At 68.6% G+C, this 24056-nt stretch carries 19 protein-coding genes and 1 tRNA gene; 13 read left to right on the top strand and 7 right to left on the bottom strand.

The window, feature by feature from the left end:
* Positions 1-7: 7 nt before the first annotated feature.
* The 4 genes from KW835_RS22605 to KW835_RS22620 all read left to right on the top strand — a co-directional run bounded on the left by KW835_RS22605 (position 8) and on the right by KW835_RS22620 (position 3500).
* Positions 8-1129, top strand: coding sequence for an FAD-binding oxidoreductase (locus tag KW835_RS22605; protein ID WP_218386618.1), 1122 nt, complete (start codon positions 8-10; stop codon positions 1127-1129).
* A complete protein-coding gene (locus KW835_RS22610; RefSeq protein WP_218386620.1) occupies positions 1126-1401 on the top strand; it encodes a 2Fe-2S iron-sulfur cluster-binding protein in 276 nt (91 codons plus the stop codon). The genes KW835_RS22605 and KW835_RS22610 overlap by 4 nt, the downstream gene beginning before the upstream one ends.
* Positions 1398-2738: an FAD/NAD(P)-binding oxidoreductase gene (locus KW835_RS22615; RefSeq protein ID WP_218386621.1), complete on the top strand. Its 1341-nt coding sequence runs from the start codon at positions 1398-1400 to the stop codon at positions 2736-2738. The genes KW835_RS22610 and KW835_RS22615 overlap by 4 nt, the downstream gene beginning before the upstream one ends.
* A gap of 87 nt (positions 2739-2825) precedes the next feature.
* Entirely contained in the window at positions 2826-3500 is a 675-nt protein-coding gene (locus KW835_RS22620; protein ID WP_218386623.1) for a GntR family transcriptional regulator, read from the top strand.
* 130 nt (positions 3501-3630) lie between these two features.
* Here the strand turns inward: KW835_RS22620 and KW835_RS22625 are convergent, their stop codons facing one another.
* Positions 3631-5049, bottom strand: a complete 1419-nt coding sequence (locus tag KW835_RS22625) for a PLP-dependent aminotransferase family protein (protein WP_218386625.1) — start codon at positions 5047-5049, stop codon at positions 3631-3633.
* A gap of 190 nt (positions 5050-5239) precedes the next feature.
* On the opposite strand from KW835_RS22625, the gene gabT reads away from it, so the two are divergent.
* The 6 genes from gabT to KW835_RS22655 all read left to right on the top strand — a co-directional run bounded on the left by gabT (position 5240) and on the right by KW835_RS22655 (position 12628).
* Complete coding sequence (gene gabT, locus KW835_RS22630) at positions 5240-6532, top strand: 4-aminobutyrate--2-oxoglutarate transaminase (RefSeq protein WP_218386627.1); 1293 nt, start codon at positions 5240-5242, stop codon at positions 6530-6532.
* A gap of 44 nt (positions 6533-6576) precedes the next feature.
* Positions 6577-7680: an ABC transporter ATP-binding protein gene (locus tag KW835_RS22635; protein WP_218386666.1), complete on the top strand. Its 1104-nt coding sequence runs from the start codon at positions 6577-6579 to the stop codon at positions 7678-7680.
* A gap of 74 nt (positions 7681-7754) precedes the next feature.
* Positions 7755-8798, top strand: coding sequence for an ABC transporter substrate-binding protein (locus KW835_RS22640; RefSeq protein WP_218386628.1), 1044 nt, complete (start codon positions 7755-7757; stop codon positions 8796-8798).
* A 42-nt stretch (positions 8799-8840) separates the two neighbouring features.
* Entirely contained in the window at positions 8841-10106 is a 1266-nt protein-coding gene (locus KW835_RS22645) for an ABC transporter permease (protein WP_218386630.1), read from the top strand.
* Between the two features lie 32 nt (positions 10107-10138).
* The gene (locus tag KW835_RS22650; protein ID WP_218386632.1) at positions 10139-10957 is read left to right on the top strand and encodes an ABC transporter permease; all 819 of its coding nucleotides are present in this window, start codon (positions 10139-10141) and stop codon (positions 10955-10957) included.
* Positions 10958-11137: 180 nt separating this feature from the next.
* The gene (locus KW835_RS22655; RefSeq protein ID WP_304505175.1) at positions 11138-12628 is read left to right on the top strand and encodes an NAD-dependent succinate-semialdehyde dehydrogenase; all 1491 of its coding nucleotides are present in this window, start codon (positions 11138-11140) and stop codon (positions 12626-12628) included.
* A 117-nt stretch (positions 12629-12745) separates the two neighbouring features.
* On the opposite strand, the gene KW835_RS22660 is transcribed toward KW835_RS22655, so the two are convergent.
* The 3 genes from KW835_RS22660 to KW835_RS22670 all read right to left on the bottom strand — a co-directional run bounded on the left by KW835_RS22660 (position 12746) and on the right by KW835_RS22670 (position 16297).
* Positions 12746-13891: an ROK family protein gene (locus tag KW835_RS22660; protein ID WP_218386635.1), complete on the bottom strand. Its 1146-nt coding sequence runs from the start codon at positions 13889-13891 to the stop codon at positions 12746-12748.
* A gap of 157 nt (positions 13892-14048) precedes the next feature.
* Complete coding sequence (locus KW835_RS22665; RefSeq protein ID WP_218386637.1) at positions 14049-15260, bottom strand: YeeE/YedE family protein; 1212 nt, start codon at positions 15258-15260, stop codon at positions 14049-14051.
* A gap of 167 nt (positions 15261-15427) precedes the next feature.
* Positions 15428-16297 (bottom strand): sulfurtransferase, encoded by an 870-nt coding sequence (locus KW835_RS22670; protein WP_255593843.1) that lies wholly within the window; start codon positions 16295-16297, stop codon positions 15428-15430.
* Between the two features lie 271 nt (positions 16298-16568).
* On the opposite strand from KW835_RS22670, the gene KW835_RS22675 reads away from it, so the two are divergent.
* A tRNA-Gly gene (locus KW835_RS22675) sits at positions 16569-16642 on the top strand.
* Positions 16643-16656: 14 nt separating this feature from the next.
* On the opposite strand, the gene KW835_RS22680 is transcribed toward KW835_RS22675, so the two are convergent.
* Positions 16657-17391, bottom strand: coding sequence for an aspartate/glutamate racemase family protein (locus KW835_RS22680; protein WP_218386640.1), 735 nt, complete (start codon positions 17389-17391; stop codon positions 16657-16659).
* A gap of 80 nt (positions 17392-17471) precedes the next feature.
* Here KW835_RS22680 and KW835_RS22685 point away from each other — a divergent pair, with 80 nt between their 5' ends.
* Entirely contained in the window at positions 17472-18296 is an 825-nt protein-coding gene (locus KW835_RS22685; protein ID WP_218386642.1) for an AraC family transcriptional regulator, read from the top strand.
* Between the two features lie 27 nt (positions 18297-18323).
* Here KW835_RS22685 and KW835_RS22690 read toward each other — a convergent pair whose 3' ends face one another.
* The gene (locus KW835_RS22690) at positions 18324-20342 is read right to left on the bottom strand and encodes a Cache 3/Cache 2 fusion domain-containing protein (protein WP_218386644.1); all 2019 of its coding nucleotides are present in this window, start codon (positions 20340-20342) and stop codon (positions 18324-18326) included.
* A gap of 191 nt (positions 20343-20533) precedes the next feature.
* Positions 20534-21442 (bottom strand): pseudouridine synthase, encoded by a 909-nt coding sequence (locus KW835_RS22695; RefSeq protein ID WP_218386646.1) that lies wholly within the window; start codon positions 21440-21442, stop codon positions 20534-20536.
* A gap of 193 nt (positions 21443-21635) precedes the next feature.
* Here KW835_RS22695 and KW835_RS22700 point away from each other — a divergent pair, with 193 nt between their 5' ends.
* A complete protein-coding gene (locus KW835_RS22700; RefSeq protein ID WP_218386647.1) occupies positions 21636-23981 on the top strand; it encodes an AsmA family protein in 2346 nt (781 codons plus the stop codon).
* Positions 23982-24056: the final 75 nt, after the last annotated feature.

Consider the following 24056-nt stretch of genomic DNA (forward strand, 5'->3'; position numbering starts at 1 on the left):
TCCAGTCATGCAGCACACCGATGTCCTTGTGATCGGCGCCGGCATCATCGGCGCCGCCTGCGCGCACGCGCTGGTGCAGGCCGGGCTGTCGGTGCGCATCGTCGATGCGCGCCTGGGTGGCGCCACGGCCGCCGGCATGGGGCACCTGGTGCTGATGGACGACAACCCGGCAGAGCTCGCGCTCAGCCAGGCATCGCTCAACCTGTGGCACAGCTGGGCGCCCCGCATGGATGAAGGCTGTGCCTTCACCGCCTGCGGCACGCTATGGCTGGCCGCCAACGACGCCGAGCTGCAGGCCGCGAACGACAAGCGCGCTACGCTGCAGGCCCACGGCGTCGCCTGCGAGCTGCTGGACGCCGCCGAACTCGCGCGCGCCGAGCCCGCGCTGCGCCCCGGCATGGCCGGCGCCCTGCGCGTGGCGGGCGACAGCGTGGTGTACGCCCCCCGCGCCGCCCAGTGGCTGCTGGATGAGGCCACAGCGCACGCCGGCCCTGGGCGCCTGGCCATCGAGCAGGCGCAGGTCGTGCAGCTCGACGGCCCACGCGCAACGCTGCAGGACGGCAGCACCCGCCAGGCCGGCGCGGTGGTGCTGGCCAGCGGCATCCACGCCGCCGCGCTGTGCCCCGGCCTGCCCCTGCGTCCCAAGAAGGGCCACCTGCTCATCACCGACCGCTACCCCGGCACCGTGCACCACCAGCTGGTGGAGCTGGGCTACATCACCAGCGCGCACCACAGCGACGGCACCTCGGTGGCCTTCAACGTGCAGCCACGGCCCACGGGACAGTTGCTGATCGGCTCCTCGCGCGAGTTCGACACCACCGACCCGGCCGTCAACGACGCCGTGCTGGCGCGCATGCTGCAGCGCGCGCTCTCGTACCTGCCGGGCCTGGCGGACCTCAACGCCATCCGCACCTGGACCGGGTTTCGTGCCGCCACGCCCGACGGACTGCCCATCATCGGCCCCCACCCGCACCGCCCGCACCTGTGGCTGACGGTGGGGCACGAAGGGCTGGGCGTGACCACCGCGCCGGCCACGGCGCAACTGCTGGCAGCGCAGATCACCGGCGCGCCGCTGCCGCTCGATGCTGCGCCGTTCGGGGCCCACCGATTCGCATCGCTGCAGACATGAACGACCCAGCCACCATCACCCTCACGCTCGACGGCCAGACCGTGCGCGTAGCCCTCGGCACCACGGTGGCGGCGGCCCTGGCGCAAGCCCTGCCCCCTGGCGCCACGCACCGGTCGGTGCGCGGCGAAGTGCGCGCACCACTGTGCGGCATGGGCATCTGCCACGAATGCCGCGTGCAGATCGATGGCGTGCGCCGCCTGGCCTGCCAGACGCTGTGCCGCGATGGCATGCAGGTACAGACCGGCCTGCAGCCCCTGGAGGCCGCGCCATGAGCGGCCCTCACCCCAGCTCGCCAGGCCCCGCGCAAGGCCCCGTGCGGGAGTGCGATGTGCTCATCGTGGGCGCGGGCCCTGCCGGCATCGCCGCCGCGCTGGCAGCCGCGCCCAGCGGCGCACGCATCGTGCTGCTGGACGACAACCCCGCCCCCGGCGGGCAGATCTGGCGCGACGGCCCTGCCGCCCACCTGCCGCCCGCCGCCCTGCAGCAGCGCGAGGCCCTGGCACGGCACGCCAACGTGCACTTGCGCTGCGGCACGCGCGTGGTGGGCCTGGCCCGCATGACCCACGCGAACCCCGGTCTGCACGCCCTGCTGCTCGAAAACGCCGAAGGTGGCTGGGTGCAGCAGGCGCGCCACATCATCCTGTGCACCGGCGCGCGCGAACTGCTGCTGCCCTTTCCCGGCTGGACGCTGCCGGGCGTGACCGGTGCCGGCGGCCTGCAGGCGCTGATCAAAGGCGGTTTGCCCGTGGCCGGCCAGCGCATCGTGGTGGCCGGCAGCGGGCCGCTGTTGCTGGCCGCCGCCCACACAGCGAGGCGGGGGGGCGCACAGGTGGTGGCCGTGATGGAGCAGGCGCCGTGGTCAGCGCTCGCACGGTTTGGCGCCGGGCTGGTGCGCTGGCCCGGCAAAGCGGTGCAGGCCGCATCGCTGCTGCCCGCTGCCTACCGGGCGGACAGCCACGTGGTGCGTGCCCACGGCGCCGGCGCGCTGCAGTCAGTCACCCTGCGCCAGGGCGGGAACGACCGCGAAGTGGCCTGCGACCGGCTCGCCTGCGGCTTCGGACTCCTTCCCAACACCGAACTGGGACAGATGCTGGGCGGCCGGCTGAACGAGCGCCAGGGCCTGGCGGTCGACAGCGCCCAGCACCTGCTGGGCGAGGCCGGGCTGGACGGCCTGAGCGGCGTACTGGCCGCGGGCGAATGCACCGGCTTCGGCGGGAGCGAACGCTCACGCGCCGAAGGAGCCATCGCCGGCCACATCGCGGTGGGCAACGTCGCCGCGGCCCGCGCCCTGCACGCCGAGCGTGCGCGCTGGCACGCATTTGCCGATGCACTGCACCGCCATTTCGCGCTGCAGCCCGCGCTGCGGCACCTTGCCGAGCCCGACACCCTGGTATGCCGCTGCGAAGACGTGCGCTACGCCGACTTGAAGGAACGCACGGGCTGGATCGACGCAAAGCTGCACACCCGCTGCGGCATGGGCGCGTGCCAGGGCCGCATCTGCGGTGCCGCCACGCGGCACCTGATGGGCTGGACGCCGGCGCCGCCGCGCCACCTTCTGGCTCCCGCGCGCATCGCCACGCTGGCCGCGCTGCCGTCTTCGCCTGAATGACATGCGGCGCCCCGCAGCAGCGGGGACTTTGGCCCAAGCCACTAAGATGCGGTCCGCAAACAGCCTTCACCCACACGCCACCCTGCCATGACCACCCGCAGCGCCCCCACCCCGCGAGACCCCGCCCCCAAGCGGCGCGCGGCCGACGTGGCCTATGACGCCATCGAGGCCATGATCTCCACGCTGCAGCTGCAGCCCGGCTCGCCGGTGGTGGAGGCCGAGATCGTCGACAGCACGGGCCTGGGCCGCACGCCCGTGCGCGAGGCTCTGCTGCGCATGGTGTCCATCGGCCTCATCGCGCAGCAGCCCCGGCGCGGGCTGCTGGTCTCGCACATCGACCTGGCCGACCACCTGGACGTGATCCAGACCCGCCGCGTGCTGGAGCGCCTGATCGCCTCCTGCGCCGCCCGCCGCGCCACGTCGCCGCAGCGCCAGGCCATCGTGCTGTGCGCAGAAAAAATGGTGGACGCTGCAGCGCGCGGCCACCTGGACGACTACATGCAGGCCGACCACGCGCTCGACGTGGTGGTGCACCAGGCCAGCCAGAACCACTCGGCCGTCAAATGCGTGCAGCCCCTCATCGTGCAGTGCCGGCGCTTCTGGTACGCCTACCAGCACGAAGGCGAGGTGTCCGAAGGCGCCCGCGCGCACATGCACCTGGCCCAGGGCATCGCCAGCGGCGACGAGGCCCAGGCCATGGCGGGCGCGGAGCAGCTCATGGAATACCTGGAGCGCTTCGCGCGGCGCATCATCGACCAGTGAAGCCCGGGCCCGCGGTACACCGCCCACGCTTGTCTGCTATTTTTTCAATAGCAATCCGCGCTTGCGCATCAAGCGCCAGCGGCCCGAAAGGCTTGTAAAAAGGGGCTGCAGGCGGGGCCACAGCCCAGCCTCACTCGCCCGCCTGCTGCCCCATCAGGATGCGCTGCTCCAGAAAGCGCCACATGCGCTCGTCCTGGCTGAACGACACATTGAAGCGCAGCCAGCCGGTGGGGCGTGGCTCCACCAGGAACAACTGGCCGGGCCCGAGCATGATGCCCGCGCCCGTGGCCTCCTTCGACAGCTCCGCGCTGTCGGGCAGGTCGGGGTGGCGCGCCCACAGGTACATGCCGGCCTCCGGCTCATGGAACAGCTCGAACCCCAGGCTCAGCAAGCGCCGGCCCACGGTGCGGTGCGCCTCGGCCAGGCGTTCGCGCAGCGATTTGAGGTGCTTGCGCCAGCGGCCGTCCGTCACCACGCCGAAGGTGACGCGCTCGGTGATCTCGGACGAGGTCAGGCCCGAGATCATCTTGAGCTGCACCAGCTCGTCCAGCAGCTCGCGCCGCGCCGCCACGTAACCCGTGCGCAGGTTGGGCGAAATGGTCTTGGAGAAACTGCCGATGTAGATCACGCGGCTGAGTTGGTCCAGGCTCGCCAGCGACGGGCGCACGCCGCTGTCCATGTCGGCATAGATGTCGTTTTCGACCAGCACAAACCCATGCTGCTCGGCCAGCTGCAGCAGGCGGTGCAGGTGGGCCGCCGACGCCATCGAGCAGGTCGGGCTCTGCAGCCGCGGCTGCGTGAAGAACGCCGTGGGCTTGTGCCTGGCCAGCAGCGCCTCCAGCGCGGGCAGGTCGTAGCCGGCGGCCGTGCGCGGCACGCCCACCAGTTGCGCGCCTGCAAAGCGCAGCATGAACAGCAGGTTGGGATAGCCCGGGTCGTCCACCAGCACCACGTCGCCGGGCTTCACGATTCGCCGCGCGATCAGGTCCAGCGCCTGGCTGGAACCCTGCGTGAGCAGCACCTGGTCCGCATCCACCGCCAGATGCTGCTCTGCCAGCGACTCGGCCACCACCATGCGCAGCGCCATGTGGCCGTGCGGCAGGCCGTAGCCGTCGAGCTCCGGCCCGTCGGCCGACAGCTGGCGCATGCTGCGGCGCACCGCGTCGCCAAACAGCCAGTCGTGCGGCAGCCAGCCGCAGCCGGGCTTCATAGGCAGGTTGCGATTTTCAAAAATTTGCTTGAGGTACCAGCGTGCATCGAAACGGGGCACGGGTCGCGCCTGCGCACCGGCACTGGGCACAGCGCCATCGGTGTCGCGCCGCTTCACGAAGAAGCCGGCGTTGGCGCGGGAGACCAGCCAGCCTTGCGCCACCAGGCGGTCATAGGCCTCGACCACCGTGAACACGCTCACGCCATGGGCCGCCGCGAACGCACGGATGGAGGGGAGCTTGCTGCCCGGCTTGAGCACCTGCCCGGTGATGAGGCCCCGCAGGCCGTCGACGATCTGGCTGACCAGGGGGGTCTGGAGATCGGGGCTGAGAGTGAGCATCAAGAGGGCCAAAAAGGGGGCGAATTGTGCACCGTCCTGGCGCACACCCCATCAGGGATTGCCTGTACAGGATTCTAGACCTGCACAGTGCGCGCCAAACAGCGCCCCGGTGTACATGGACGGTCCGCGGGGCGGCTTCCAGAATTCGCCGCATCCGTTCACTGATCCGTTCTCACCGACACCCGACGCCATGCAACAAGACCGCCACTTCACCAACGCCGCCCTCCTCGCCCGCCGCCATGCCGCCGTGGCGCGGGGCGTGGGCCAGGCCCACGAACTCTTCGTCCAGAAGGCCCGCAATGCCGAGCTGTGGGACGTGGAGGGCCGCCGCTTCATCGACTTCGCAGGCGGCATCGCGGTGCTCAACACCGGACACCTGCACGCGGGCGTGATCGACGCCGTGCGGGCGCAACTGGAGCTGTACACCCACACCTGCTTCCAGGTCGTGGCGTACGAGCCCTACGTGGAAGTGGCCGAGCGCCTGAATACGCTGGCCCCCGGCGCCTTCCAGAAGAAGAGCCTGCTCCTGACCACCGGCGCCGAAGCGGTCGAGAACGCCGTGAAGATCGCCCGCGCCTACACCAAACGCCCCGGCGTGATCGCCTTCACGGGTGGCTACCACGGCCGCACCAACCTCACGCTGGGCCTCACGGGCAAGGTCGTGCCATACAAGACCGGCTTCGGCCCCTTCCCCGGCGAGGTGCACCACGCGCTCTTTCCCAACGCGCTGCACGGTGTGAGCGTGGAGCAGGCGCTGCAGTCGGTGGAGCTGATCTTCAAGAACGATGTGGAGCCCGAGCGCGTGGCCGCGTTCATCGTGGAGCCGGTGCAGGGCGAAGGCGGCTTCTACGTGGCGCCGCCCGAGTTCATTGCCGGCCTGAAGGCGCTGGGCGACCGCCACGGCATCCTGCTGATCGCCGACGAAGTGCAGACCGGCGCAGGCCGCACCGGCACCTGGTTCGCGTGCGAGCAGTGGCCCGTGGCGCCGGACCTCATCACCACCGCCAAGTCCCTGGCGGGGGGCTTTCCGCTGGCCGGCGTGGTGGGCCGGGCCGACGTGATGGACGCCCCCGCCCCCGGCGGCCTGGGCGGAACGTACGCGGGCAGCCCCGTGGCCTGCGCGGCGGCGCTGGCCGTGATCGAGGCGTTCGAGAAAGAGCAGCTCCTGGCCCGCAGCCAGGACATGGGCGCGCTGCTGGTGCGCAGCCTCAAGGACCTGGCGGCCCAGGTGCCGGCCATTGGCGATGTGCGCGGCCTGGGTGCCATGGTCGCCATCGAGCTCTTCGAGGAGGGTGACGCGCACCGCCCCGACGCTGCGCTCACGAAGAAGGTCGTGGCCGAGGCCGCGCGGCGCGGGCTCATCCTGCTGTCGTGCGGCACCTACGGCAACGTGATCCGCATCCTGGTGCCGCTCACCGCCTCCAACGAGCTGCTGGACGAAGGCCTGGCCATCCTCGCGGCCAGCTTCGCCGCCGTGGGCTGAGCCCCGGATTTTCATCTGCCCGCATTCAACCCATGGCCACCACGATGACCCCTGCAGAACCCCTGGTCCGCTTCAGCGGCGTGCAAAAGACCTACGACGGCGAACAGCTGGTCGTGCGCGCGCTGGATCTGGACATAGAGCGCGGCGAGTTCCTGAGCCTGCTGGGCCCTTCTGGGTCGGGCAAGACCACCACGCTGATGATGCTGGCGGGGTTCGAGTCGCCCACGGCCGGCGACATCCTGCTGGAGGGCAAGCAGATCACCCGCACGCCGCCGCACAAGCGCAACTTCGGCATGGTGTTCCAGAACTACGCGCTGTTCCCGCACCTCACGGTGGGCGAGAACGTGGCCTACCCGCTGACGGTGCGCAAGGTGCCCAGGACCGAGCAGGCCGAGCGCGTGAAGAAGGCGCTGGACATGGTGCGCCTCGGAGGCATGGCCGACCGCCTGCCCACGCGCCTGTCGGGCGGGCAGCAACAACGCGTGGCCCTGGCCCGCGCCCTGGTGTTCAACCCCGAACTGGTGCTGATGGACGAGCCCCTGGGCGCGCTGGACAAGCAGCTGCGCGAGCACATGCAGATCGAGCTGAAGGAGCTGCACCGCCAGCTGGGCGTGACCTTCGTCTACGTCACGCATGATCAGGGCGAAGCGCTGACCATGAGCGACCGCGTGGCCGTTTTCAACGAAGGCGTGATCCAGCAGCTGGCCGACGTGGAGACCCTGTACGAAACGCCGTCCAACCGCTTCGTGGCCGGCTTCGTGGGCGACAGCACGGTGCTGACCGGCACGCTGCACGGCACGGGCGGCAGCGACGCGGCCATCCAGATGCCGGGCGGCCACCTGCTGCCGGGCCTGAACGTGAACCGCAGCGCTCGCGGCGCCCGCGTGCAGGCCTGCGTGCGGCCCGAGCGCATCGTTCTGCACCCGCGCACGGCCTACCCCAAGGTGTCGGCCGTGCCTGCCACCGTGGCCCGCACCATCTACCACGGCGACCACCTGCGCCTGATCTGCGACATGGGCCACGGCCAGGAGCAGGCCACCGTCAAGCGCGCTCTCGCGCAGGCCGGCGACGCATTCCCGCCACCGCAGCCCGGCGATGCCGTTCTGCTGGAGTTTCCCGCCGATGCCACGCGCATCTACGCGGTGTGAGGCACATCACTGCCGTCGATTTCCGTCCCGCGTCTGTTGTCCCCTTCCCTTTTCAACCCAAGGAAACCTGCACCATGAAAAACAAGCGCCTGATCGCCTGCGCATCCCTGGCCGCCTGCCTCGCCCTGCCCAGCATTGCGCAACAGCCGCAAACACAGCTCACCGTCGTGAACTTCGGCGGCGCCAATGCCAACGCCCAGAAGAAGGCGTTCTATGAGCCCTATGAAAAGGCCGGCACCAAGATCGTCGCCGTGGAATACAACGGCGAGCAGGCCAAGGTCAAGGCCATGGTGGAGGCCAAGAAGGTCACCTGGGACGTGGTCGAGGTCGAGTCGCCCGACGCTGCGCGCGGCTGCGACGAGGGCCTGTACGAAAAGCTCGACTACAGCAAGATCGTGGACAAGTCGGTGCTGCTGCCCGCCGCAGTGAACGAGTGCGCCGTGGGCATCTTCGTGTGGTCCACCGTGATGGCCTACAACGGTGACAGGCTCAAGACCGCCCCCACGAGCTGGGCCGACTTCTGGGACACGAAGAAGATCCCCGGCAAGCGCGGCATGCGCAAGGGCGCGCGCTACAACCTCGAATTCGCGCTGCTGGCCGACGGCGTCAAGCCCGCCGACGTGTACAAGGTGCTGGCCACCAAGGACGGTGCCGACCGCGCCTTCAAGAAGCTGACCGAGCTCAAGCCCCACATCCAGTGGTGGGAAGCCGGCGCCCAGGCACCGCAGTTCCTGGTGGCTGGCGATGTGGTGCTGACCACCGTGTTCAACGGCCGCATCGACGCTGCCAACCGCGAGGGCCGCAACCTCAGGATCTACTGGCCCGGCGGCATCTACGACCTGGACTACTGGGCCATCCCCAAGGGCACGCCCAACAAGGATGCTGCGGTGAAATTCATTGCCTACACGCTGCAGACCGCCAACCAGGCGGCCTATGCACAGAACATCGCCTACGGCCCGGCCAACACCACGGCCCTGGCCAAGCTGGACAAGAAGGTGCTGGACGACCTGCCCACATCGGCCGCCAACGCCAAGGAAGCGCTGCAGTTCGGCGTCGCCTTCTGGTCGGACCAGGGCGAAGCGCTGGAAAAGCGCTTCGCCGCCTGGGCCACGCAGTAAATCCGCAAGCCCGCAACAAGCCCCCCAGCGCAAAGCCCCGCCATGCACGCCACTGCTGCCGCCGCCCCCTTCGCCACAACCCCCGGCGCACCCACTGCGGCTGCCCTGCGCCAGGCCCTGTCGCGCGCCGAGGCGCGGCGCAAGTGGCGGGCATTCGCCCTCACGCTGCCGCTGCTGGTGTTCCTGCTGCTCACGCTGCTGGTGCCCATCGCGGCACTGCTGCAGCGCGGCGTGGAGAACCCCGAGGTGGCCAACGCCTTGCCCGCCACCGTGAAGGCACTGCATGGCTGGGACCGACAGGAGCCCCCGGGCCCGGCCGCCTACGCTGCGCTGATGGCCGACCTGGCGCGATTGCCCGATAGCTCGGACGCTGGCGCCCTGGCGCGCCGGCTCAATTCGGACATGCCCGGTGCGCGTTCGCTGGTGATGGGCGCCTTTCGCGCGCTGCCGATGCAGGGCTCGCCCGAGGGGGTGCGTGAACAGCTCATCGCCAAGGACCCGCGCTGGGGAGAAGCGCTGCTGTGGCGTGCCATCGCCAAGAACGGCGCACGCTGGACGCCGGACTACCTGCTCGCGTCGGTGGACCTGCAGCGCGACGCGCTGGGCCACATCGAACGCATGCCCGAGGAGCAGCGCGCGTTCGGCGGCATCCTGCTGCGCACCTTCCACATCAGCCTGGTGGTCACCCTGGTCTGCCTGCTGCTGGGCTACCCGCTGGCCTGGTGGCTGGCCCAGTTGCCGGCGCGGCAGGCCAACGTGCTGATGATCCTGGTGCTGGTGCCGTTCTGGACCTCCATCCTCGTGCGCGTGGCGGCCTGGATCGTGCTGCTGCAGTCCGAAGGCCTGGTCAATCGCGGCCTGATGGGGCTGGGCGTCATCGATCAGCCGCTGGCGCTGCTGTTCAACCGCACGGGCGTGGTGATCGCCATGGTGCACATCCTGCTGCCCTTCATGATCCTGCCGCTGTACAGCGTGATGAAGAGTGTGCCGCCCACCTACCTGCGCGCCGCCGTATCGCTGGGCAGCGCGCCGCTGGCCGCGTTCTTTCGGGTGTATGTGCCGCAGACCTACCCGGGCATCGGCGCCGGGGTGCTGCTGGTGTTCATCCTGGCCATCGGCTACTACGTCACGCCCGCGCTCCTGGGCGGGGCCGACGACCAGATGCTCAGCTACTACATCGCCCGCTATACCAATGTGGAGGTGAACTGGGGCATGGCCTGTGCGCTGGGCGCACTGCTGCTGGCCGCAACACTGGTGCTGTACGGCGTGTACCGACGGTTCGGCAAGGCTGAACTAAGCCTCGGATGACCTCCACCTTCTGACGCAGAAAGCCGCTGACCATGCTTCGCCTTCCTCAATTTCCTCTCTACGCCACGCTGGCCGACAAGCTCGGCTGGTGGGCCGTTCGCGTGCTGTGCGTGGCGGTGCTGGTGTTCCTGCTCGCCCCCATCCTCGTGATGGTGCCGCTGTCGTTCTCCGAGAGCTCGTTCCTGGCCTACCCGATCCACGGCTGGTCGCTCAAGTGGTACCGGCACCTGTTCGAGTCGCCCGAGTGGGCGCGCGCCACGCGCAACAGCTTCATCGTCGCTCCTGCCGCCACGCTGGTGGCCACCGTGCTGGGCACGCTGGCGGCGGTGGGCCTGTCGCGGGCGAACTTCCGCTTCAAGGGCCTGCTCATGGGCATCTTGATCGCGCCCATGGTGGTGCCCATCATCGTGGTGGGCGTGGCCACCTACCTGTACTTTGCGCCGCTGGGCCTGGCAGACAGCTATGCGGGCCTGATCATCGTGCACGCCGCTCTCGGGGCGCCCTTCGTGCTGACCACCGTGCTGGCGACGCTGGCGGGCTTCAACCACAACCTGGTGCGCGCATCGCTCAGCCTGGGCGAGACGCCGCTCAACACCTTCTTTCGCATCACGCTGCCGGTGATCGCGCCGGGCGTGATCTCGGGAGCGCTGTTCGCTTTTGCCACATCGTTCGACGACGTGGTGGTCACGCTCTTCCTGGCCGGCGCCGAGCAGGCCACGCTGCCGCGCCAGATGTTCACCGGCATCCGCGAGAACATCTCGCCCACCATCGCGGCCGTGGCCACGCTGCTCATCCTGTTCACCACTGGCCTGCTGCTGGTGCTGGAGTGGCTGCGGGGGCGGCGCGCTTGATGGCCGCCCTTCGCTTCAAACCCCTGTTGCCAATGCCGCCTTGGTGACAACCTCGACGCGGCTGCGTGCTAGCCTTTGCCGATGCCATCGGTGGCGTGGCCGAAAGCGCCGCCACCCGCAGACCACGGCAACCGCTGACGCCCCTTCTTCACACCCTTCACCCTTCCCGGAAGCACTCCCATGGACATGAAGACATCCCCCCTCGCCCTGCTGAATGACCCCAGCCTGCTCAAGACCGACGGCCTCATCGACGGCCAGTGGGTGGCGGGCAGCAGCCGCTTCGACGTGAACGACCCGGCCACGGGCCTCAAGCTCGCCGACGTGGCCAATCTGGGCCCGGCAGACGCCGAAGCCGCCATTGCCGCCGCCAACAAGGCCTGGGGCCCCTGGAAGCGCAAGACCGCCAAGGAGCGCAGCAATATCCTGCGCAAATGGTTCGACCTGCTGATGGCGAACCAGGACGATCTGGGCCGCATCATGACCGCCGAGCAGGGCAAGCCGCTGGCCGAGGCCAAGGGCGAAGTCGCCTATGGCGCCAGCTTCGTCGAATGGTTTGCCGAAGAAGCCAAACGCGTGAACGGCGAGGTGCTGCCGCAGTTCGACAACAGCCGCCGCCTGCTGGTGCTCAAGCAGCCCATCGGCGTGTGCGCCGCCATCACGCCCTGGAACTTCCCGCTGGCCATGATCACCCGCAAGGTCGCGCCCGCCCTGGCCGCGGGCTGCCCCGTGGTCATCAAGCCGGCCGAGCTCACGCCACTGACTGCCCTGGCCGCGGCCGAGCTGGCCATCCGCGCGGGCATTCCGCCAGGCGTGTTCAACATCCTGCCCGCCGACAGCGACAACTCCATTGCCATCGGCAAGGTGCTGTGCGCGAGCGACGTGGTCCGTCACATCAGCTTCACCGGCAGCACCGAGGTGGGCCGCATCCTGATGGCGCAGTCCGCCCCCACGGTCAAGAAGATGTCGCTGGAATTGGGCGGCAACGCGCCCTTCATCGTTTTCGACGACGCCGACATCGACAGTGCCGTGGAAGGCGCGTTTGCCAGCAAGTACCGCAACGCGGGCCAGACCTGCGTGTGCACCAACCGCTTTTACGTGCAGGAAGGCGTGTACGACGAGTTCGTGGCCAAGTTCGCCGCCAAGGTGAAGACGGCCAAGGTGGGCAACGGCTTCGAGGCCGGCGTGAACCAGGGACCGCTGATCGAGGAAGCCGCGCTCGTGAAGGTGCAGCGCCACGTCCAGGATGCGCTGGCCAAGGGCGGCAAGGTGGTGGCCGGCGGCCAGCGCCTGCAAAGCCTGGGCTCGGGCCAGTTCTTCGAGCCCACGGTGGTGGCCGATGCCACGCCCGACATGCTGTGCGCGCGCGAGGAGACCTTCGGCCCGTTCGCGCCGGTCTTCAAGTTCAAGACCGAGCAGGAGGCCATCGACGCCGCCAACAACACCGAGTTCGGCCTGGCCAGCTACTTCTATAGCCGAGACGTGAGCCGCATCTTCCGCGTGGGCGAAGCGCTGGAGTACGGCATGGTGGGCGTCAACGTGGGCCTGCTGGCCACCGAGCATGTGCCGTTCGGCGGCGTCAAGCAGTCGGGCCTGGGCCGCGAGGGCTCGCACCACGGCATGGACGACTACGTGGAGATCAAGTACCTGTGCCTGGGGGACATTCAGCAGTAGTCACGGACTCACCGCAGCGCAGGCTGCATTGCTGATGAATCTTGCGCTGCAAACTATCATTTCGATAGCTACCGCCGCTCGCCCATAAAGCGCGAGCGGCATTTTTTATTCAAATTTTCAGTCGTCACCGGCCGGGGACCGGTTGGTGTAGCTCGCGTTGCCGAGCCCCGTGCCCACGGTCAGCACCGCCCAGCGCTTCACATCCTGCGTGAAGGGCAGCTGCGACAGGCCCTGCACCACCGCGTCGTTGTGCAGGCACACCTGGGTGCGGCCGTGGCCGATGGTGGGCAGGCGCTCGCACAGGTCGCGCGGCAGGTGAAAGCGCGTGCTCTCCCAGTTGCCGGGCAGGTTCTGCGTGCCGCCCGCAATCGAGCCGTCCTCCACGATCAGGCCCGGGCAGGCCACGCCGATGTAGGGCGCCAGCGCGATCTTCTTTTTCTCGGCGTGGGCGATCAGGTCCTCCAGCCGCTCGGCGATGCCTTCGACCAGTTCATCGCGCCGGGGGCTGTCGTCCCTGTGCGCCCACTTCTCGCGGCGCAGCACCTCGGCCAGCGACATGTCGGGCGCGCGGTGCAGGTGCGTCTGCACGATGCCGCAGCGCACGTTGGTGCCGCCGATGTCCACCGCCAGGATCGCGTCGTAGCTTTGCAGCAGCGCCGGCGGCGCCAGGTGCACCCAGCCAATCAGGCCGCCCTCGTCGGCGTGGTGGTGCAGCGTGTGCAGCTCCACCGGCACCTTGCCGGCCTTGAGGATCTCGCGCACACGATCAACGGCACGCCCGCCGAACTCGCTCTGGTGAAAGCCGCCGCCCAGGATGACGCGCTCCACGCCCCGCCAGGTGGGCTGCTTCATGAAGCGCTGCACGACGCCTGCGAGTTGCAGCGCATAGTCTTCACAGGCCTGCTCCAGGGCGTGCGCCGCCTCGTCGCTCTTGTCGGCCAGCTTGTCCAGCTGTTTCTTGGAGAAGTCGCGAGTGGCCTTGCTGCCGAAGGGGTCCTTGCCTGACATGGAGGTGACGAGCTTTCGCCAGGCATCCAGCATGTGGCGAAATGCGGTGCCGCTGGCCACGTCACCCACGAAGCCGTCACCTTCGCGGTCGCGCAGCTCCAGGCTGTAGCCATCGATGATGACGGAGGCCAGCCTCATGTCGCCGTGGGGGCCGAGGATGCCCAGCTCGCGCTGTGCCTTGGCGTCCTTGGCGTCTTTTTTTTCGCTCCCCTTGCCGTTGCGGGTTTCCTTGCTGCCAGTGTCCTTCGAAGCCATTCGTGCCCTCTTGCGGTAGGCCCTCACGCGGGGCCGAGCAGGCATCGTGCCGCAGCGCCCGGCATCCGCGCGTCAGCCAACGCCGTGACCGCACACGGGACCACAGGCCGCAATGGCCCTGCGGCACGCCATGGAATGCCGCCTTTGGCGGCCAGCCCTACCGTGCGCCAAAGCCTCGCCGCAGGGCCACGCGCTTGACCCACAACCCCAGCCACACCGCAAGGAACACTGCAGCGCCGAACACCCAGCCCGACAGCGCCCCCGCCATGCCGCCCGACAGCAAGGTGCCGATGGTGCAGCCCAGCCCCGTCATCGCGCCCCACCCCAGCAGCACGCCGCCCGACAGGCCACGCGCCGCATCGCGCCAGGTCGGCCAGCGCGGTGCGAACTGGCGGCTGGCGAACGCCGCCACAAACGCTCCGCCCACCAGCCCCGCCAGCAGCAGCGCGTTGGGCGTGAGCCAGGTGGACGGTGGCAGCGTGGCGCAGCCCGCAAAACCGTCCAGACCATCGAGCCGCTCCGGTATCCACCCCTGCCCTTGCGCCCATTGCCGTGCCGCACCACCCAGCGTGGCCGTCACGCCCAGGGGCCGCATGCGCACGATGGCAAACGCGCCGATCAGGCCCACGGCAAGACCGCCCACCCAGTAGTGCCAGCGCCCCGTCCAGAGGCTGCGCCATGCCTCGTGCAGCGGGGGGACGCCACCGGTACGCTGCCGGCCAGCCTCGCGCGCGAAGCCGCGCCACAGCCAGGCGGCCACCACCGCGAGCACGCCCAGCTGCACCAGCAAGGCGCCGCCGTATCCCAGGTGCGCCGGCAGCCACACCACGGGTGCATCGGCCACGCTCGCGCTGTACAGGGCGTTCCACGTCTTGAAGCCGAGAATGAATCCGAGCGCAGATCCCACCAGTGCGAAGGGCGACACCACGGACCCTTCGGCCAGCCGATACCAGTGCGCGCTGATGCACGAGCCCGACACCACCATGCCCGCGCCGAACGACAGCCCCGCCACCACCAGCACCCAACTTACCGGGCCGATGTGCATGTCCGGTGGCAGCTTGCCAGGCTGCGGCACGGGCAGCCAGCTGCCCAGCACCACGGTGTAACCCACAACGCCCACCGCCAGCGCCAGCGTGATCGCCAGCAGACCGCGGGGGTTGCGGTCTTCGAACCAGTCGCGTGCGTGGCAGTAGAAGCAAAAGCGCGTGCGCTGCAGCACGATGCCCAGCACCGCGCCGCAGGCCAGTGCAAACACCAGGGTGCGGCCGCCAGGCTGGCCCTGCAGCCACTGGGCGGCGCCGACCAGCGCGGCCAGCAAGATCAGCGCCAGCCATGCCGCTGCCTGGGGAAGTCGAAGGGATGAACTCATGGATCGATGGATGGATCGGTGGCTATGGCAAGGCCGCGCGGCGGTGCGCGCTCTCGCAAAAAAAGCCCGCACGAAGCGGGCTGTAAAGGAGACCCCCTACCAAAAGCCGTGGACTGGTCGCGGACTTTCGTCGTCTCTCGCTCGTCGCTTCACTCTCTCACTCGAACTTACTTGGCCGCCCACACGGTGCCTGCCGGGTTGGCGATGGGCACGCCGACCGCGTTGCCGTATTCCGTCCAGGAGCCGTCATAGTTCTTCACGTTGTAGCCCAGGATCTTGGACAGCGCGAACCAGGTGTGGCTGGAGCGCTCGCCGATGCGGCAGTACGTGATGATGGGCCGGCTGCCGTCCACGCCGGCACTGGCATAGAGCTTCTTGAGTTCGTCGGCGGACTTGAAGGTGCCGTCTTCCTTGACGGCCTGGCCCCACGGCACATTGGCCGCGCCGGGGATGTGTCCGGCGCGGATGCTCAGCTCGGGCACGCCGGCGGGCGCAAAGATCTTGCCGCTGTATTCATCGGCCGAGCGGATGTCCACCAGCTTGGCATTGGTCTTGCCCTCGGCGGCGGCCAGCGCGTCCGACAAACGTGCGCGCAACTGGGTGTTGACCTGGCCGACCTTGTAGCTGGTGGCTGTGAACTCGGGCACGCGGTTGTTGAGCGGATGGTTCTCGGCCTCCCACTTCTTGCGGCCACCGTCGAGCAGCTTGACGTTCTTCACGCCGTAGATGTCGAACACCCATGCACCCCAGGCCGCGAACCAGTTGTTGGTGTCGCCGTACAGCACCACCGTGGTGTCGGGCGAGACGCCGGCCTTGGACAGCAGGGCCTCGAAGCCTTCCTTGCTCACGATATCGCGGCGCACGCGGTCATTCAGGTCCTGGTGCCACGAGAAGTTGACGGCACCGGGCACATGGCCCCGCTCATACAGGCCCGGGTTCACGCTCACCTCGACGATGCGCACCTGCTGGTTGTCCAGGTTCTGCGCCAGCCACTCGGTGCTGACGAGCGGGCCGGCAGGGATGGGCGTGGCGGCCATCAGGGCCCCACCGAACAATGCCAGACTGCCCGCCACACAGGTGCGAAGCCATGCGCGCCAGATGGTTTGCGTTGAGGGGGTGCGTTGTGTTGCCATGGGCGTCCTTTCCGTGTCTGTGAAGAACCTGCGCCGTCGTGCAGCAGGTGAAAGGAATTTAGGGCGCCCGGCCCGGGCACCCAACCAACAAGATCGGCTATGGATATGCGTTTTGCGCGCTTGCCCAGGCCAGGGGCCGGAGCCTGCGCGGATGCTGCCTATAATCGCAGCCTTCGCGGGTGTAGTTCAATGGTAGAACGGCAGCTTCCCAAGCTTCATACGAGGGTTCGATTCCCTTCACCCGCTCCAAGATTCCCCGGTACTCACACTCCCCCCAGCGCAAAGTCCACCGCCGCCTGCGCATGCAGCCGTGTTGTGTCCAGCACCGGCAGGGCGCTGTCCTGCGGCCGGATGAGGAGCGTGATTTCCGTGCAGCCCAGCACCACCGCCTGCGCTCCGCGCCGTGCCAGCGATTCGATGATGCGCTGGTAGGTCTTGCGGGACGCTTCGCAGACCACGCCGGTGCACAGCTCTTCGTAGATGACCCTGTGCACTTCGGCACGGTCCGCCTCGTCGGGCACCAGCACCTGCAGCCCGTGCTCGCGCTCCAGGCGTTCGCGCATGAAGGGCTGCTCCATGGTGAAACGGGTGCCCAGCAGCCCCAGCACCTGCACCCCGGTCCGCGCGGCCTCGCGCCCCACGGGGTCGGCGATGTGCAGGAAGGGGATCGATACCGCCCCGGCGACCCGGTCGGCGACCTTGTGCATGGTGTTGGTACACAGCACCACGCAGTCCGCGCCGCCACGCTGCAGGCGCAGGGCGGCGTCCTCGAGCATGCCCGCCAGGTCATCCCATCGCCCCGCATGCTGCGCCTGCTCGATGGGTCCGAAATCGACGCTGTACATGAGCAGCCTGGCCGAGCGCAGCGGCCCCAGGCGGCTGCGGACATCCTGGTTGATGAGTTTGTAGTATTCGGCGCTGGACTCCCAGCTCATGCCGCCGATGAGGCCGATGACGCGGGCCGTCTCGCTCCCCGGGTGGTGTGCGGATGTGTTCATGCGGGCAGTATCAATGTGCCTGATGCCGGCGTATATCATGGAATTTCAGCCTGCGGCCTGCACGCAGGCCTCGGCAAACGATGACCCAGCCTCCTCCTTTTCTCCTCCCCACCGTTGCGCCTGCGGGCCTGCAGATTCAGCTTTTGAGCCGCAGCCCCTATAGCGCCAGCGACCCGGTGCGCATGCACTCCCTGGGCATTGCGCTGGAGCGGCAGCAGGGCGTGCACGCGATAGGCTCCAGCCGGCGGGAGGACTTCGACACCTGGCCGGGCACGCTGGCCTACACGCCGCCCGGCGTGGATGTGTTCTCCGAGTCCGGGACAGGCGGCGAATACCTCGTGGCCCGCTGGAGCGACGGCGGCATGGCGCCAGGCGGGCACTGCGGCGCGCAACGCCGCATCCATTGGACGGGCCACGCGCAGGCACTCGCGGCTGCCAGGCATCTGCGCCGCCTTGTGCTGGCACCCGTGCCCGACGCGCTGGCCATCGAAGAGGCGGCCTTGGGCCTCGTCGGCGTGGCGGGAATGGGCGAAACCGCACGCAGCTCGGCCAACGCCGACCTGCAGTTGCGCCCGCTCTACGGGCGCGTGCTGGAGCGCATCGCCAGCGACTTCGCGCAGCCTTTGACGATTGCGCAGCTGGCACAGGCCGAGGGCAAGGAGCCGCTGCGTTTCCTGCGCGAGTTCACGCGGCTGGTGGGGATGACGCCCCATGCCTTCATTGTGGAAACGCGTGTGCAGGCCGCCCGTGCGATGGTGCGGCGCGGCGCCGAGCCCCTGGCGTCGATCGCGCTGGACTGCGGCTTCACCCACCAGTCGCACATGGGTCAAGCCTTTCGCAAGGTGCTGGGGCAGACGCCCGGGCAGTACGCGGCAGCCTTCAAGGCCGGCGCTACGGCATATTGAACGAGGCTGATCCGGGCGGCGCCCCGTTCAGCGCTGCGGCTTGGCGGACGATGGCAGCGCCAGTGCCGACGAGCTGCCCATGTGCCCCGCTCCGCCCAGATTGAACTGGGAGATCGCAGACACCATCTGCTGCGCCTGCGTGCGCAGGCTGCTGGCGGCAGCGGCCATCTCCTCCACCAGGGCGGCGTTCTGCTGGGTGGTCTGGTCAAGCTGGGTGACGGCTTCGCCGACCTGCCCCACTCCGGCGGTCTGCTCGCGGCTGGCCGAGCTGATTTCGGCCACCATATCGGCCACGCGGCGGATGGCGCCGACCACCTCCTGCATGGTGGTGCCCGCCTGGTCCGCCAGGGCCGAACCCTGCTGCACCATGGCGCTGCTGGCACCGATGAGTTCCTTGATCGACTTGGCCTCGGCCGCCGTGCGCTGGGCCAGGCTGCGCACTTCGGCGGCCACCACCGCGAAGCCCCGGCCCTGGTCCCCCGCGCGGGCGGCTTCCACGGCGGCGTTCAGCGCCAGGATGTTGGTCTGGAAGGCGATGCCGTCGATCACGCCGATGATGTCGCTGATGCGGTTGCTGCTGGCATGGATGTCCTGCATGGTGGAGACCACCTGCGAGACCACTTCGCCGCCGCGCGTGGCGACCTGGCTGGCGCCTACCGCGAGCTGGTTGGCCTGGCCCGCGCTGTCCGCGTTGTGGCGTATGGTCGCGCCCAGTTGCTCCATGCTGGCGGCGGTCTGCTCCAGCGAACTCGCCTGGCTCTCGGTGCGGCCCGACAAATCCTGGTTGCCCTGGGCGATTTCGGTGCTCGCGGCCGAGACGCTGTCGGCGCTGGTGCGCACCGTGCTCAGGCTCTCGACCAGGCGCAGGCGAAAGCCCTCCATGGCACCGGCCAACGTGCCGATCTCGTCGCGCGATCGCACGGACACCGCGTGCGACAAATCGCCCTGGGCCAGGTAGCCCAGCGCGGTGCTGAGTTGCTGCACCGGAGCACCCACCAGGCGGCGCGTCACGTACACCAGCACCACCGTGAGCAGCGCCAGCGCCACCAGCACGCCCAGCCACAGCCAGGTGAGCACGGCGCGCGCCTCTTCCATCATTTCACTGAGCGGTGCTTCGGCCACGATGCCCAGGTTCCAGGGCTTGTAGCGCTCCACCGCCACAAAGCGTTTCGCGTTGTCCCCGGCACTGGCACGGCGGGGAGACCAGGTGGACTCGAACGAGCCGGTCTGCTCGATGCCTTCCAGCGAGGCCATCCACGCCTTGGCTTCGCCATCGTTCTCGTCGACCTTGGCCGCCGGGCCGGCCAGCCCGAACACATTGCCGCGCGCCGGCCCTGCAGCAAGGCTTACGGAATACACGGCGCCGGTGGAATAGAGTTTTTGCGCGGCCATCACGGCATTGAGCTTGGCCAGGATCGGCCCCATGTCGGAGCCGATGAACAGGATGCCAATGGTGCGATCGCCCTCACGGATGGGTTCGTACACCGTCATGTACTCGCGCCCGAAGAGGCTGGCACGGCCGATATAGGTCTTGCCCTCGTTCATGAGTGCATAGGCCGGGTGCTTGCGGTCCAGCAGCGTCTTGTAGGCGCGCTCGCCATCCTGCTTCTTGAGCGATGTCGTGACGCGGATGAAGTCGTCGCCGGACCGCGCGAAGATGGTGGCCACGCCGCCCATGCTGTCCTTGGTGAAACGGTCCACCGCCTGGAAATCGCCATTGAGCGAAACCCCTTCGAGCGACAGCACCGCCTCGGGCTTGCCATCGGCACCGGCTGCCTCGCTCACAGCGAACTTGCCCGACAGGCTCGACTTGAAGAGGCTGAAATCTCGCTTGGCCTGGTCCTGCGCGGTTTCGTCGAACGACTGCACCAGCGTGCGCACCTGGGCCGCGTACTGCACGCCGTCGTCGCGCGACAGCCGGCCGAAGTCCTTCCACAACAGTGCACTGACCAGCCCCATGGTCGCCAGCAGCACCACCAGCAGGCTGAGCAATGCCGTCAGCGAGAGCTTGAAAGCCACGGAATGGCGAATGTTTGAGGTGGTCATATTGTGCTTTTCTGTAATTTGTGCAGCGGTGTGCATATCGCCGCCAAAAGTACCCTATCTGCCCGCAAAGACAAAACCACGGTCGCCGCAATGGCCTTTGGAGACATAGGGAAAACCCTTGTATCAATCGGACTGCTGCGGCAGGCGGACCACTGAGCAGGGCATCCGCCCGGCGCCCACCCAGCACGTGCTCAGCGCAATTGCAGGGTCTGCACGCTCTCGAACACCCGCGCCTGCCCGGTGAGAGGGTCGACGAACTCCAGGGACTGGGCCAGCAGCTGAAGGGGCCGCGAATAGTCGCCTGGCGGCGGGTCGTTGACGACCGGGTAGAACGGGTCGTTGCGCAGCGGCAGTCCCAGCGCAGCCATGTGCACGCGCAACTGATGGCGTTTGCCGGTCACGGGGGACAGCCGGTATCGCGCCCAGGGCTGCGCAACTTCCAGCACCTCGATGCGGGTCAGGCTATTGGGCTCGCCAGGTACCTCGTGCATCCGGAAGAACTGCGGGCTTTCCTCCAGGCGGCTGGCATGCTCGCGCGGGAAAGCCATGTCCGCACGCCAGGGCGCTATCGCGTCGTAGTGCTTGGTGATCTGCCGGTCCCTGAACAACGCCTGATAGGCCCCCCGGGTGCGCTGCTGCACCGACAGCAACACCAGCCCCGCCGTGTCACGGTCGATGCGGTGCAGGGGGGACAGCTCTGGCAAGCCCAGCTGGCGCTTGAGGCGCACCAGCAGCGTCCCATGCAGATAGCGGCCCGACGGTGTCACCGGCATGAAGTGCGGCTTGTCGGCCACCACCAGATGCTCATCCTGGTAGAGCACGGTTTCCGTGAAGGGCAGATCGGGCTCGTCCTCCAGGCTGCGGTAGTAGTAAAGCCGCAGCCCGCCTTCGAAGGGCCTGTAAGGCATCGCGGGCTCACCACGCTCATCGATCACCTCGCCCGCTTGCATGCGGCGCAGCCATTCGGCCCGGGTGACCACCGCCAGCCGCTGCGCGAGGAAATCGAGCAGGCTGCCGTCTCCCCGGCTGGGCAGCACCACGCAGCTGGGCCCCACGCCGTCGCGCGGGGGCGGAGCGTAGGGGTGGCGGGGGTTGTGCATGGCGCGCATTCTAGGTGCGGCGACGGACACGCTGACCCTGTAGGACAAGGGCGGCAGTTGGCCGCGCAGCGTCACAGTCTGCGGTGATGCGGTCTAGCATGGCGCCACCGTGGCCGTACCGGCGAGCAGGACTATGCCCTGTGGCTGCCTCCTCGTTCCAGCCCACGCCCACATTGCCCACCACCCCTCGCGCATGCCTTCCGACTCCATCCATCCGTCCGCCGACACATCGCCCGCAACCGGCTCTTTCGCGCAGCGCCCGTCCTCCAGTCCCACGCGCCGGCTCGTCCGGTGGGGTCTGTGGCTGGTGGCGCTGCTGGTGGCAGCGCTGGTGTTGCTGGCTGTGCTGGTGGCCGTGATCGACTGGAACCGTGCCAAGCCCTGGGTCAATGCCAAGGTGAGCGAAGCGACGGCCCGGCATTTCGCCATCGAAGGGGATCTGTCGGTAGCGTGGCGCTGGCCCCACCCTCTGGATGAAGGGTGGCAGCGATGGATACCCGGCGTGGTCGTGAAGGCGGACCGGATCGTGATGGCCAACCCCGAAGGATTCGTGCAGCCGTTTCGGCGCAAGGACGGCACGCCTGCGGCGGGCAAGGCGGGCCCGTCCACCACAGCCCTGGCATCGGACACGGGCAGCATGGCGCGTATCGACAGCGCCACCGCCTCTGTGCGGCTTTGGCCGCTGCTCGGAAAGTCCCTGTCCATCGACACGGTGGACCTTACCGGCCCCGACATCGCGCTGGCGCGCACAGCGGACGGCAGCAACAACTGGACTTTCGAGCGCAAGGACAGTCCCCGCAGCGGCTGGACGTTCGATGTGGACCGGCTGATCGTGCACCAGGGCGTACTGGCCTATGCCGATGCGATAAAGGACCTGGACCTGCGGGCCCGGCTGGATACCACTGCACCCGAGATGCCCACGCGGGTGCCCGGCACGGGCAAGGCCTCCGGCAAGGCCGCCTCGAAAGCCTCGGCCCCCACCGACCCGGCATCGTCCACCAGTAGCGCCGCAACGGCGGCCGGCGCCGTCCCGGACGGCGCAGGCGCGCGCGTCCCTTATGGCCTGAGGTTCGAGTTGGAGGGCCGCTACGCCAAGGCCCAGATCAGGGGCCAGGGGCGCGCAGGCCAGGTAATCAGCCTGCGCAACAAAGTGGTCAACTACCCCTTGCAGATCGATGCCGGCGCTGGCAGCGTGGCGCTGTCTGCCGAAGGCATTCTGGCCAATCCGGGGGCGCTGTCCGGCCTGGACTTCCAGGTACGGCTCAAGGCGGACAGCATGGCTGACCTGTACGAACTGACCGGGCTGGTGCTGCCCAGCACACCGCCCTTCGAGACCAACGGACTGCTCACCGGCAGCCTGGAGCCCGAGCGCGCCGTCTGGCAGTACGACGACTTTGATGGGAAGGTGGGCCAGAGCGACCTGCACGGCTCGCTCAGGTACGCATCGGGCAAGCCGCGCCCCCGGCTCACCGGCACCATGACGTCCAACCAGCTGCGCCTGGCCGACCTGGGCCCTACCCTGGGCACCAGCAGCCCCGACAACTCGCACCGCGGCCGGGACGGCGCTGGCAAGGGCCGGGGCAAGGTGCTGCCCGACTCCAAGTTCGCGGCCGAGCGATGGAATGCGATGGACATGGACATCGTGTTCAAGGGCCGCCACATCATCCGGCCCCAGAGCCTGCCGCTGCAGGACCTGAGCGTGCATGCCGTGATGGAAAACGCGCAGCTCAAGCTCGCGCCGCTCACATTCGGCGTCGCGGAGGGCAAGATCGAGTCGCAGGTCAGCATCGACGGCCGCACGCCCCCGCTCAAGGCGCAGATACGCGGCACCGTGCAGGGCCTGCAGCTGTCGGCCCTGTTCCCCAAGGTGCAGCTCATGAAGAAGAGCTTTGGCCGCATGGACGGCGCCATTGCGCTGGAGAGCACCGGCAACAGCGTGGCCGGCCTGCTGGGCAAGGGGACGGGCGAGATGCGGCTGTACGTGCGCGAAGGCACCCTCAGCAAGCAGATGCTGGACCTGGCCGCGCTCAATGTGGGCAGCATCATCGTGGGCAGGCTGTTCGGCGACACCCAGGAAGTGCACCTGCGCTGCGCGGTGGCCGACTTCACCGTGGTGGAGGGCCTGGCCACGGCACGCGTGGTGAAGATGAGCACCGACGACGCCATCGTGGAAGCGACCGGCACCATCGATCTGGGTACCGAGGAGATGAACATGCGCATCAAGCCCGAGTCGCTGGAGTGGAAGTTCTTCTCGCTGCGCTCGCCCCTGTACGTGAAGGGCACCTTCGGCAACCCCGACATCGGCGTGGAGGCAGGCCCGTTGCTGCTGCGCGCGGGCGCCGCAGTGGTGGCGGCCGCCGTGGCCCCCGCTGCACTGGCGCTGGTGCCCATCACCGTGCCGGCCGCCGATGACGACACGCACTGCAAGCCGCTGCTGGACCTGGGCAGGCAGCCGGTCAAGCCTGGAGCGCAGGGCGCCGCAGGCACGGCATCGCAGCCGGCGCGGCAAGCGGCGAGCAAGCCTTCGCCAGCACGCTGAGATCCAGGCAACAGCACGTCTCCTCCACGGATAGTCCGTGAGCACCGCGGGATGGCACCACGCAGGCCACAAGAA

The organism is Acidovorax sp. sic0104, from assembly GCF_019219095.1.
In the GTDB taxonomy this organism is placed as follows: Bacteria; Pseudomonadota; Gammaproteobacteria; order Burkholderiales; family Burkholderiaceae_C; genus Acidovorax.

Bases quoted from the DNA above. Each gene is read 5' to 3' on its own strand.
- KW835_RS22605 (WP_218386618.1), top strand. From the start codon at position 8: ATGCAGCACACCGATGTCCTTGTGATCGGCGCCGGCATCATCGGCGCC.
- KW835_RS22610 (WP_218386620.1), top strand. From the start codon at position 1,126: ATGAACGACCCAGCCACCATCACCCTCACGCTCGACGGCCAGACCGTG.
- KW835_RS22615 (WP_218386621.1), top strand. From the start codon at position 1,398: ATGAGCGGCCCTCACCCCAGCTCGCCAGGCCCCGCGCAAGGCCCCGTG.
- KW835_RS22620 (WP_218386623.1), top strand. From the start codon at position 2,826: ATGACCACCCGCAGCGCCCCCACCCCGCGAGACCCCGCCCCCAAGCGG.
- KW835_RS22625 (WP_218386625.1), bottom strand. From the start codon at position 5,049: ATGCTCACTCTCAGCCCCGATCTCCAGACCCCCCTGGTCAGCCAGATC.
- gabT (WP_218386627.1), top strand. From the start codon at position 5,240: ATGCAACAAGACCGCCACTTCACCAACGCCGCCCTCCTCGCCCGCCGC.
- KW835_RS22635 (WP_218386666.1), top strand. From the start codon at position 6,577: ATGACCCCTGCAGAACCCCTGGTCCGCTTCAGCGGCGTGCAAAAGACC.
- KW835_RS22640 (WP_218386628.1), top strand. From the start codon at position 7,755: ATGAAAAACAAGCGCCTGATCGCCTGCGCATCCCTGGCCGCCTGCCTC.
- KW835_RS22645 (WP_218386630.1), top strand. From the start codon at position 8,841: ATGCACGCCACTGCTGCCGCCGCCCCCTTCGCCACAACCCCCGGCGCA.
- KW835_RS22650 (WP_218386632.1), top strand. From the start codon at position 10,139: ATGCTTCGCCTTCCTCAATTTCCTCTCTACGCCACGCTGGCCGACAAG.
- KW835_RS22655 (WP_304505175.1), top strand. From the start codon at position 11,138: ATGGACATGAAGACATCCCCCCTCGCCCTGCTGAATGACCCCAGCCTG.
- KW835_RS22660 (WP_218386635.1), bottom strand. From the start codon at position 13,891: ATGGCTTCGAAGGACACTGGCAGCAAGGAAACCCGCAACGGCAAGGGG.
- KW835_RS22665 (WP_218386637.1), bottom strand. From the start codon at position 15,260: ATGAGTTCATCCCTTCGACTTCCCCAGGCAGCGGCATGGCTGGCGCTG.
- KW835_RS22670 (WP_255593843.1), bottom strand. From the start codon at position 16,297: ATGGCCGCCACGCCCATCCCTGCCGGCCCGCTCGTCAGCACCGAGTGG.
- KW835_RS22680 (WP_218386640.1), bottom strand. From the start codon at position 17,391: ATGAACACATCCGCACACCACCCGGGGAGCGAGACGGCCCGCGTCATC.
- KW835_RS22685 (WP_218386642.1), top strand. From the start codon at position 17,472: ATGACCCAGCCTCCTCCTTTTCTCCTCCCCACCGTTGCGCCTGCGGGC.
- KW835_RS22690 (WP_218386644.1), bottom strand. From the start codon at position 20,342: ATGACCACCTCAAACATTCGCCATTCCGTGGCTTTCAAGCTCTCGCTG.
- KW835_RS22695 (WP_218386646.1), bottom strand. From the start codon at position 21,442: ATGCACAACCCCCGCCACCCCTACGCTCCGCCCCCGCGCGACGGCGTG.
- KW835_RS22700 (WP_218386647.1), top strand. From the start codon at position 21,636: ATGCCTTCCGACTCCATCCATCCGTCCGCCGACACATCGCCCGCAACC.